The following is a 10,758-nucleotide window of genomic DNA, read 5'->3' on the forward strand; positions in this document are numbered from 1 at the left end:
CTCTTGAGACTGCTAAAGCATTTAAGGAAATGGGATTACCTATAGCTGATATTGCTAAAGGCACAGGACTTTCCGTCGAAGAGGTCGAAAATCTCTAAATTTCGGGAAGTGTAATTAAACATTCATGTTCGGCGGGAAATGCCGGTATCTCTTCGTTATGATAGTTATAGCACGCTAACCAATACTCCGGTGAAAATATACCAACGTTTATAGTGAAACGGATACCGTCTTTAGTGCTATAATAACTTTTTTGAATATTTATGATGTGACCAATTTTCTCAAGCGGCAAATAAAAGTTGTTGGCCTTCTTTTTAAAACCAAGCGGTTTTAAGATTTCAATAAAGCTTTCTTTTATGATTCTGTCAAATTTTTCTTGAGTTTCTGTTTTCATATTCGACCGTCGTACTATATTATACTAAATCTGTTTCAGGCTATTATTGTTATTTTATAGCTCAACGGTGTATTCCCAATAATGTTCTGTATGGTCATCACAGAGAAAACCCTCAAACAAATCGCTAGCGATAAGCTGATCCATTTCTCTGTGATCTGTTGCGATGAGAAAGAAGAAGCTATCCCACTCAATGGTAAACAGAATCTCTTTATCAGCCGAATATAGGTAATAATCTTTACCACCGATCTCATCACAGAATTCATATTCCGTTAATCGATCAAGATCTATAGTTGTGGTGTTTTCATAAAACTCGTCGGTTATCAGGATCTGGTTCTTTCCCAAGAGTTTGAAAGCTTTATAGATAGCCATCTTTGAAAGCATACCAAACGCACCTTCAGTCGGGTGGTAGATACTTTCGTGGTCTGTAAAATTGTTAAGCTTTTCCATGAGGTCCGGTCTCGTAAAATTCCGGTTTAGCCCACCTATTGACGTCCTTAAAGCCGTATTAAGTTCTGCATAGCCCGTCAAGGTTGAGCCATTCACGATATTTTTCCAAGGTATTGCTTTACCCTCCCGAAAAATATCTTTATCGGCAGGATATCGTTCATTGTCGTAACTATAGATCTCTCTATTCGCCTCGGGAAGGTTTTTTAAGAAATCAATTTCCTTCAACGCTTCTTCGTGCGATAGTAACTTGGCTTTTTTTAGATTAGCTTTATCAATTTCCTCTCTGTCAAGTTGAAAGAAGGGGAGCAATGCGATGAATACGCTGTCATAATGATCTTTGAAATGCTCTTTTATTGCTCCTTCATTAGGGTATAACTTTTCGTCGTCAAATATGTTTCCCATAATATATCGGTTAAGTATGAATAGCCTTTATTTCAAATCCAATATATGTAATTTTATAAAAACTTGAAAAGGATAGAAGTCGATTTAGGAGGACTAACAAAGAACGTTTTAGAATTATTAAATTGACTTAATTTCTTCATTTAGCGTGTTGGATTCGATTTTTAGATTGTTTTCGTTCAAATAAATTGCTATTTAGTCAAAATTTGTGGCGTTCAGATAGCCCGATGATCGTAATGTTTCCAGGATGTGATTTGCCTCAGCTTGATCCATATCATTTGCAAATTTTATTGTTTTAAAACCATATTCAAATCGAATAGTGCCTCTGTTTCTAAAAATACCTAAACTATTTCCCTGATTCCAAAAAACAAACTCAAAATGTTCTTCCTCAACATGAAATTTCTTCGCTTCTTGTAGATCATAAATCTTATGCCTGAATAGAATATCGTTTTTTCTGGCAATACTTATTTGCTCGCGATCTATTGTAATGATTTCTTTTCCAATGAGATACCACATTAACGTTTTCGTTACAAATAAGCCAGCTGCCGTCGAGAGGATCCACCAAACTATATAAAATATTCCCTCGAAGCTTAAACCTCCAGTGGTATAGTAAAAGTTTTCAAGTGTCGGGGCAAAAAAAATAATTGATCGTATCCAACCAATCAGCCATAAACTAAAAATAATGATAATAGGTAAATGCTTCTTTGCCGGGACGATAATGGAATATCCCGTTGGAGTTTCGTAATGGGTTGCAATACCGCTATATGGCCTTTCCATAGTCAATTTGTTTTATAGGTTGCACCAATTCTAATGGTCTAATTTTCCGCTGGCTAATATGCAATAAAAAAACGAATTTCCTTATTATATCTCTTTTCAAATTCCATCCCACCTAACCCCAAATTCTGCGGCCACTTTTTTGTAATCATCATTAGTTAATGATCCGGGAATAAGTTTCTATTCATAAAGGCCATTTGCGTTCACATTAATGTGGGGATAAGAAAAAATGACCAGTCCCATTTTATGAAAGCTGAAGAAATAATGCCGCCAAGATACAGCAGAGTGATGCGCTTAAACTTTGACAGAACGCAGTTCTAAGGATATATTTTGCAGACAAGCTATAGTCAATAAATAGGTATACTGGTGGTATACATAACGATTTATCATCTGGTTGAATCAGTGAACCTCACAATTTTTAAAAGGGAGCTGAGGCTGTCATCAATCGACAAACTTAAATGCAAGCTTTATCGTATAATTGGAGTCAATAGGTTTGCCTTTAAGCATAGCAGGATTCCACTTTGGCATTGTTTTGATTAACCTTTTAGCCTCTGCTTCGCAACCATAACCTAGCTGTTTAATAAATTCATCGAAGATCACAGTTCCATCTTTTGCCACTTTGAGCCGTACCACCAAAACACCCTGAACACCATTTTCAATTGCCTGCTTTGGGTATTTCAGATTCTTAGCAATAAAGTTGTTTAACGCCAATTGACCTCCTTGGAAATCAGCCTTAACATCAGGTATAATTTCAGGAACACCGTTTTTGGGTGGTGACACCGTTAATTTAAGATTATTGTTTTCGACGGTACTTTTAACATCAACAACTTTTGCTTCCTGCGAAAAGACCAGAGAGAGATTAAACACCAATGCTGTAACAAGTGTGCTAAGCTTTACTATTCTTTGCATCTTTTTTTTACTAAGGTACTAGAAAATTATTGTATAAAGTATGCTAGCGCTCGTCGTTTGTCGGTCTCAGTTCTAGCGGCAAGTTAACCAAATTCCTATTTCCATCCAGGCCTAATCCAGCATCTAGTAATACTAGATTACCAGCTATTTAGTTCTGTAGTGGATGAAATTATTGAGAAATTAGTTGAGCGTTTGCAGTTTAATAATGAAATTTCCAAAAATCCGCTAAAATAACTGCAGATAACATTGTATTGGGAAAATGCGGGATGAGACTGTAACGCGAACTTTGGCAGAGTGTATAAAGTATACTAACTCAAGTTTATTTTTCATTTCTTCTTTGAGGCTCTTGCAATTGGGTTATAATCAAGGCATATTTTTATCCAATATTCAAAATCATCGGGTTTTTGAAAACCGATAGGTTCGACATAGCAATAGCCCTTTAGTTGCTTTCCTTTCATAATCATAGGCAAGAAGCCTATTTTTTCTGAGACTTCATCTTCCCGTTTTGCGCAATAGCGACACATCAGATTGTCATGGCTGATATTGATACACATTTTCCCATTAACAAGAAAGGATAATCCGCTAAACATTTTCTTTTCCTCAACTTCGATATTTTCTTCTATTGCAAGCCTTACGCGGACGCGGTTGACAAGTTCATTGTTATAAGCCATCACTTCAGTTTGTCTGTTATTTAAAATTACTCAAAAACTGCCATTGTAACTAGATATCTTTTTATAATTTAAAGATTTATAACAAGATAGTTCTCTATTGATTCCTCCAATATCTTTTGTCAATTCTCCTGACATTATCAACATTTTTAAATTTCTTTAAATAGGAAGCCAATAGGAGTAACTCATCATCGTTAGCGTTCCCTGTAAATTCAGCTATTTGGATTGCGTTACCATAGTTCAGCATTGATTTTTCAGCGGTGTCATCTATTATAAGCGTTCTTTCCAATAAGAAGCCCTTTCGTTTTACTTTGGATAACCTTTTTACGTAATAGTATTCATCAGTCACACTTATCCGTTTTTTTGTCGTACGAGATCGTCCCCAGACAAATTCAAAATCGACAGCGGCTGGTTTTATTTTATCAACGAGTTCATGCACGTAACTATCATCCGCAGAGCTCCAAATAGCCAGTTTAAAATCTCCAGCCATCTCTGATAAAAAATAGTCTAAATTTGGACGGACATATACATAATACTGCCCTACAACAAAGTCTTCCTGCTGTATCAACTTATCTTTTGTAGCGTACAACAATGTTTCGTCCAAATCCAATACTAAAAGAACTTCCTTCATATTATTTATACATGTTCATTTGTTGAATGCTGACCTTAATATCCAAATTCCTCGAAGTTTGCCCGGCCCATTGCTATCCAACTTTCCCAATATGGTCGACCAGTAGAGCCCGCCCCGTCTGGGTCGATAGCATAAAAGTCAGCGATTACTTCAAAATGCTTTCTTGTTTTAGTTTCGTTTAGCAAATGGGTTAAGCATGCCAACATCTTGCTGAATGACGAAAAGATAATTTCGCTCAATCCGTCGAGCTCGCCATCATATTCATGGTCGTACACTCTGATCGGATAATCATTTTTTTCGACGGAGCCTCTCGTATCAAATACCAGTGGTCCTGTATCATTGCCTTCACTCGCAAACGGAATCAGGCCAAGTGGGATGAGTTGTTCAGGTATATACCAGTCAAGATTAGATATTATTTCCGCAAGCGGTTGGGAAGGCAAGGAGTGCGGTAGTCTGACTATTGAACAATCACATTCGGCAAAGAAATAGCGCTTATGCCATTCAATAAAGCTTTGGGGTAAAGTAACACCAAATTGTATCGCCACTCTTTCGTAATCCCCAGGGGTCATTGTGCCTGGGATAAGTTTCCATTCATGGGAGTGTAACACCAACTGTGTCATAAATTCAATTTTTTTATACTGATGTGCGTTGTGTGTTATGCTTGCAGCTAACCTTTTGGCAATACTTTGCTGGCGGTAGTTTTTTATTTAATCCACTTTTCGATTATTTCAATGAATGGATTTTGCTGGTCAACAAATGGATAATGTGAACAATTGTCAATTGTCTTGAAATTTTGTTTTCTAACTATTTTCTTCATATCGCTTAATTGCTTTTCTGAAAATATTTTGTCTTGCATACCATAAATTGCAAATAATTTTACATTCTCTTTTTTTAGTTTTTTTAAAATAGGTTTGGTGTCAATATTATTTTTGCTTTCATTTTTATAGAACAAAATAGGAGCGTCGTCATTTCGGATATTGCTTTTTCCATATTCACTATTTTCATAATTTTCCCGAATTTGGATTGCCACACTTGTCGGAAATGGCATTTTGAAATAGTTGTTCATACTTGCAATTTCATAACATTGCTTTCTGTATTCAGCCGAATTTTTGTCCAATTTTTCAATTTCAGAAATTTTGGAAAGCATTAAAGTGTCATTCTTTCTTTTGTAGATCTTTCGTGTCGTTTCCAAAATATGGTTATACGTTTCTTGTTGAGAAAAAAGTGCACCTGTAAGAATTAATGAATTTACTTTTTCAGGATTTTTTTCCGTAAAAAGCGTTCCAACCAAACCACCAAAACTATGAGCAATTATATTTGCTTTTTCGATATTATATTTTTTGTAAATGCTATTTAAATCGCTAATTGCTTCTTGAAAAGTAAATGTTGCAGTTGTGTCAATTGAACGACCTTCACCACGTCTGTCATAAACGATAACATAAAAACCTTTTCTGGCTAAATTTCCTGCTGTTGTTCCCTCAAAAAGTGTCGAGTTTCCTCTTGGTCCGCCGTGAATGTAAATTATTGTCGGATTTTCACTTTTTCCGTATGCTTTTGAATAAATTTTTTCTGTTTGAGCTTTTCCAATTATTGATGTTAGCGTACAAAAAAGTAGTAAAAATATTTTTGTCATTTTAAAATTCTATGTTCAGTTATGAGTTCAGATAAAATTACCGCCAATGGCGCGGCGACTTAGCGAAATATCGTAGCCGTATCGAAGGTACGAAAGTGGAGCTGTTTTGCCAAGTCGCTTTTTGTAAGCTGTCCGCGGAGCGACGGTTTACGCCAGTTCTAATCTTAATATTTGGGGCTGGAATGTTTGTTTCGAGAGGTGATGATAGCAATTTCATTATAAAACTATCAAAATTTTGCTTTATATTTTGGATACCATTGTTAGTTATTGGAATTACACTTATACTAATTTCAGTTATTTTAAGTGGATTTCAATCTTCCAGAATAAAGAAACTGTAAAAAACAAGTTGGATTTTATCCCTTGTTAAATTTTCCCATATAATTCATACCAAGCTATCGGAAATTTCAATTGTACCATTTACCACAAAATCATGTATAGAATTGGCTGTGACCGTTTTCAACTGGTCAACTTTTGGAATGCCTTTCGCCTTGGAGCCTTTTGTTTTAGCCGGTTGGGGTATTTCTGGAACTATTCCTGGGAGCGTTGAGCAGGCAGTTGTACAGGATTTGCCTATCTCCGAGATATACCAAAACGCCCAAGCTTGGTTTTTTGAGTATAAAGCGAAATTAACTGTTCAGATCAGTATTGGTGTAACTTAGTTGAAATATCGTGATGTGTTTATTTTAGCAGGTTTCTCAGATCCCATTCCTTTTTGTTATGCCTAGCATTAATTCCGCCACTTCCTCCATCAGAAGTATTTCTAAGGAATCGAGATTTTACGGCGATAAGACTTTCAATGGACTTTTGTTTGTAACAGATCAACTCCGAGAATAAATGAGAGCGTGAAAGTTAGTAGATTGCTTTACCGTCTCGAAAAACATTTCGTGTTTCTGAATACCACAAAGGTAAATACCTAACCAAAGAGATATTTTTTTGTGGATGACTTGCATATCTGATCTATAACTAATAACTTAGTTGATGTAGATCTAATTCAGAATTATGAGAAAATCAACAGTATTATTAGCTATAATATCATTATTATCAATTCCTTTGGTCACTATAGCACAGAGTAATAGCAACTTTACGATTCAGGGAAGGATCGACACTGTTCCGAATGCGAAGTATAGGATCATCTATAAAAATAATGAAAAAGTAATTCGTGATTCATTACAACTATCAGCTGACCGAACTTTTACTTTTAGTGGCAATATCGGTGAACCGACACGTATTAATTTTATTATTGACAACGACTTTAATCCACGATTGGTAAAAGATCAAATTGTCTACTCGTTTTGGGTCTCACCGGGGGATCGGTTAGACTTTCATGGTCTAACAGGTTGGCTCTCGGGCCCTAGAGACAATTTGAATATTGACAACGACAAATATGAATTGAACGGTTCTGCTTTAGATAAGTCGGCGATAGCTTACAATGAAAACCGAAGAGCCGTATATCTGGCAAATAAAAACCAAGAAAATAAAACGGCGTTAGGAGATAGCATTTTAAGCAAATTTATCCAAACCAACCCTAACAATTTCTACAGCCTGGATCTTTTGAACCGATCTTTTTCCTCTTTGAAGAGGCAACCCAACTTGGTCAATACATTATATAATGTACTTTCTAACGAACTTAAAAATAGTTATACAGGCAGGCTATTGAATAAAAAGATAATGGCGCATCCTCATCTAGTACTTGGTAAAGAACTTCCCACATTTGAGCTCGCCAACGATGATGGCGAGCTCGTCAATCTTGAAGATTTCAGAGGGAAATATGTTCTAGTGGATTTCTGGGCGAGCTGGTGTGGTCCGTGCCGCAAGGAGTTTCCCCACCTGCGATCTTTGTATAACGAATACAGATCAAAAAACTTTGAGATATTGGCCGTATCCATTGATGAATCAAGGGAGGACTGGCTTGCAGCTATTGACAATGATAAGCTATCTTGGACTAATGTATTGGCCACAGGTGGCTTCAACGGTGAACTTTATCAGGTTTTTGGCTTAAAAGGAGTTCCTGACAACTTTCTTTTAGACAAAGAAGGGAAAATTGTAGCACGAAATCTTAGAGGTAGTGAATTAAAAACAGTTTTAGATAAATTGATTCAATAAAATAAGTAGTTTAGGAGGGTATTTATTTCAATGCGTGAAGTGCGGACAGCATAGGCTTCACGTTGATTGCTACTAATTTAAAACCATTAGAACTACTACTTTATAATGGATTTTTTTAACCATATCAAAACAGTCATCAGTATCATCCTAGGGTTGGGAATTGGTAGCTTACTTAACGGTACCGTCAAATTTGTTCAACATCCGGGAAGAACAAAACCCTACTGGATCCACTTATTGTGGGTATTGTATTTATTTGTTCAGATGATCCATTTTTGGTGGTGGGAATACAATCTGAGAGAGATGAGGGTCTGGACTTTCACCGAATATATTTTAATAATAACCTATATACTGCTCTACTTTACGCTTTGCCAGCTGCTGTATCCTTCGGATGTCAAAGATTATTCCGACAGCTATAGAAATTATTTTTTTTCAAGGAAAAAGTGGATTTTTCTATTACTAATTATGATTTATGGCGTAGATATATTGGATACACTGCTAAAGGGACAAACTTATCTGGAAAAATTGATGCCTCTTTACGGTGTGAAAATGGTTACCCATATTTCACTGTGCGGCTTGCTTGCTTTTTCAAAAAGTAAAAAATCATTTTGGTATGCGGTCATGGTTATCTTTTTCATTATTTTCGAACTATACTTTATTTCCAGCAAATATTATATTGACTAATAAAAGTTAATATGCTTTTTTTCATCTGATTCATTCACCAAAAAGTGATCTGAAAAATCAAATCGATTTAGAACTGGTTATGCTTAAGAAAAGCTCTATTAAGCTATGTCACATCAAAAAAAAAACAGATAACATAAATGCTATCTGTTGAACTTAACTTAAAGAAAGTTTTGAGTCTTCCTACTTAATTATGCTACGCGCACATTAACAGCGTTAATGCCCTTTTTACCGTTCTCTATATCGAATGTTACAGTGTCGTTTTCGCGTATATCATTGATTAAACCTGATGAATGTACGAAAACATCTTGACCTCCATTTGATGGTGTAATAAAACCAAAACCTTTGGTGTCATTAAAGAATTTTACTGTTCCTTGTTGCATTGTATATATTATAAAATTATGTATTTATTAAAACTTCTTTGGCATGTGCCATTGCTATAGTGATACTTATATCATTAAGGCAATTAAATCGATCTGTAAACAAAAAATGAAGTTGGTATTTTTATCGTATTGAAAATATCAATTTGAAAAAAGGAACTTTACCTTATATATTGATGACAAAAATAGCGGCTGAAAAGGCAAAGACTGAGAAGAAAGAGTAAACTCAAAAGTTTCAGAAGAAGCAATGGCAGAAGCCTGATTATTGTACGAATGTAAGTATAAATTATTGAAAAACAAAATGTTTAATATTTATAACATAGTTCTTCATTACAAAAGGGCTTGGTTGGAGTAAGGTAGTGGCGGGATAAAACGAAAGATCTAGTTTTCTTTTATTAAGGGAGTGTAACTCAAACTGTGTCATTGGATTAGCATCTTAAAAACCTCTTTCTAATTTGAGTCTATCCCCAAATCTAATATAAAGTTGGGATATGGTCAAGCCCCAGTTATGCATTGGCATCGTCCATTTTTTTGCAATATCTTTAATAATTAAATACATCAATTTCATGAGCGCCTGTTCAGAGCTGAAAGCTCCTTTAGACTTAATAATTTTTCGTATCTGACGGTGCATTCCCTCGATCGGATTTGTGGTGTATATAATCTTGCGAACCTGATCCTCGTACTCAAAGAAAGTAGAAAGATTGGTCCAATTATCCATCCAGGATTTGGCAGCAAGCGGATATTTCTTACCCCATTTTTCTTCGAAAGACAAGAGGTTCTCATAACCTATTTCTTCGTTCACGGCTTTATAGACTGGCTTTAAATCCTCCATAACAAGCTTTTTATCTTTCTCAGTTACATAGCGCATACTTGTTCTGATTTGGTGAACAATACACAACTGGATCTTTGTTTTTGGAAAAATAGCTTCTATGGCCTCAGGAAACCCTTTTAGACCATCAATACAAGCAATAAGGATGTCTTCAACACCACGTTGCTTTAGATCCGTAAGAACTGAAAGCCAGAACTTAGCTCCCTCATTTTCTGAGCTATAAAGACCGATCAGATCTTTTCTACCATCCATACCAACTCCCAGTATGTTATAAATAGCTCTTGATTCAACAGTTCCATTCTGGCGAACTTTAATGTGCATGCAGTCCAGGAATACAAAGGGATAAACAGCTTCAAGAGGCCTACTACGCCATTCATTTACAGCTGGAAGTACACTTTCGGTAATACGCGATATTTCAGTGGCAGAGATTTCCATTGCGTACATTTCGCGTATAAACTCGCTTATCGCCCGTGTGCTCATTCCTTTGGCATACATGCTCAGCACGTGTCCCTCAAGCTGTTCAGTAATGATTAATTGCCTTTTAGGTACTACCTTAGGCTCGAATGTGCCGGATCTATCACGGCCTGTTTCCAGTTCAAATGTCCCAGTGTTAAGGCCTCGGACAGTCTTTTTTGTCTTGCCATTTCGCCGGTTGCTATTGCCCGAAGCTTTCTCTTCGTTCAAATGGTTTTCCAGTTCTCCATCCATCATTGATTCCAACAGATGCTTCATTAACGGCGCTAGGACGCCATCATTGGGAGACAAACTTTTACCTTCGTAAAGACCTTGCATGGCTTCTGCCTTGAAGCGTTCAAAGTCGAATGGGTCTTTTTCTTTCATGACCGTGTCGTTTGAATAATTGAATATAAATAATCTTATTGAATTATTCCTCTGACACAGTTCATGTTACAGTCTC

At 36.1% G+C, this 10,758-nt stretch carries 13 protein-coding genes; 3 read left to right on the forward strand and 10 right to left on the reverse strand.

What is annotated here, in order from left to right:
- Positions 1-94: 94 nt before the first annotated feature.
- From HPC41_RS15860 to HPC41_RS15895, 8 genes are all read right to left on the reverse strand, one after another.
- Positions 95-391, reverse strand: coding sequence for a DUF4304 domain-containing protein (locus tag HPC41_RS15860; RefSeq protein ID WP_172394911.1), 297 nt, complete (start codon positions 389-391; stop codon positions 95-97).
- 54 nt (positions 392-445) lie between these two features.
- Positions 446-1,240 carry a DUF2711 family protein gene (locus HPC41_RS15865; protein ID WP_172394912.1) on the reverse strand — a complete coding sequence of 265 codons (795 nt, stop codon included), beginning with the start codon at positions 1,238-1,240 and terminating at the stop codon, positions 446-448.
- A 192-nt stretch (positions 1,241-1,432) separates the two neighbouring features.
- The gene (locus HPC41_RS15870) at positions 1,433-2,014 is read right to left on the reverse strand and encodes a hypothetical protein (RefSeq protein WP_172394913.1); all 582 of its coding nucleotides are present in this window, start codon (positions 2,012-2,014) and stop codon (positions 1,433-1,435) included.
- 438 nt (positions 2,015-2,452) lie between these two features.
- On the reverse strand, positions 2,453-2,920 hold the full coding sequence (locus HPC41_RS15875; RefSeq protein WP_172394914.1) for an energy transducer TonB: 468 nt from the start codon (positions 2,918-2,920) through the stop codon (positions 2,453-2,455).
- Between the two features lie 326 nt (positions 2,921-3,246).
- Entirely contained in the window at positions 3,247-3,591 is a 345-nt protein-coding gene (locus tag HPC41_RS15880; RefSeq protein WP_172394915.1) for a TfoX/Sxy family protein, read from the reverse strand.
- A 94-nt stretch (positions 3,592-3,685) separates the two neighbouring features.
- The gene (locus tag HPC41_RS15885; RefSeq protein WP_172394916.1) at positions 3,686-4,219 is read right to left on the reverse strand and encodes an HAD family hydrolase; all 534 of its coding nucleotides are present in this window, start codon (positions 4,217-4,219) and stop codon (positions 3,686-3,688) included.
- Positions 4,220-4,254: 35 nt separating this feature from the next.
- Positions 4,255-4,839, reverse strand: coding sequence for an SMI1/KNR4 family protein (locus HPC41_RS15890; protein ID WP_216660782.1), 585 nt, complete (start codon positions 4,837-4,839; stop codon positions 4,255-4,257).
- A gap of 83 nt (positions 4,840-4,922) precedes the next feature.
- Positions 4,923-5,852: an alpha/beta hydrolase gene (locus tag HPC41_RS15895; RefSeq protein WP_172394918.1), complete on the reverse strand. Its 930-nt coding sequence runs from the start codon at positions 5,850-5,852 to the stop codon at positions 4,923-4,925.
- A 440-nt stretch (positions 5,853-6,292) separates the two neighbouring features.
- Here HPC41_RS15895 and HPC41_RS15900 point away from each other — a divergent pair, with 440 nt between their 5' ends.
- The 3 genes from HPC41_RS15900 to HPC41_RS15915 all read left to right on the forward strand — a co-directional run bounded on the left by HPC41_RS15900 (position 6,293) and on the right by HPC41_RS15915 (position 8,636).
- Entirely contained in the window at positions 6,293-6,511 is a 219-nt protein-coding gene (locus HPC41_RS15900) for a hypothetical protein (RefSeq protein WP_172394919.1), read from the forward strand.
- Positions 6,512-6,851: 340 nt separating this feature from the next.
- Positions 6,852-7,955, forward strand: a complete 1,104-nt coding sequence (locus tag HPC41_RS15905) for a TlpA disulfide reductase family protein (RefSeq protein ID WP_172394920.1) — start codon at positions 6,852-6,854, stop codon at positions 7,953-7,955.
- A 105-nt stretch (positions 7,956-8,060) separates the two neighbouring features.
- A complete protein-coding gene (locus HPC41_RS15915) occupies positions 8,061-8,636 on the forward strand; it encodes a hypothetical protein (RefSeq protein ID WP_172394921.1) in 576 nt (191 codons plus the stop codon).
- A 188-nt stretch (positions 8,637-8,824) separates the two neighbouring features.
- On the opposite strand, the gene HPC41_RS15920 is transcribed toward HPC41_RS15915, so the two are convergent.
- Together HPC41_RS15920 and HPC41_RS15925 are read right to left on the reverse strand one after the other, a co-directional pair.
- Positions 8,825-9,016 carry a cold-shock protein gene (locus tag HPC41_RS15920; protein WP_172394922.1) on the reverse strand — a complete coding sequence of 64 codons (192 nt, stop codon included), beginning with the start codon at positions 9,014-9,016 and terminating at the stop codon, positions 8,825-8,827.
- Between the two features lie 433 nt (positions 9,017-9,449).
- Entirely contained in the window at positions 9,450-10,682 is a 1,233-nt protein-coding gene (locus tag HPC41_RS15925) for an IS256 family transposase (RefSeq protein ID WP_120334405.1), read from the reverse strand.
- Positions 10,683-10,758 lie beyond the last annotated feature (76 nt).

Origin of the sequence: Sphingobacterium prati (genome assembly GCF_013167215.1) — a bacterium.
Lineage (GTDB): Bacteria > Bacteroidota > Bacteroidia > Sphingobacteriales > Sphingobacteriaceae > Sphingobacterium > Sphingobacterium prati.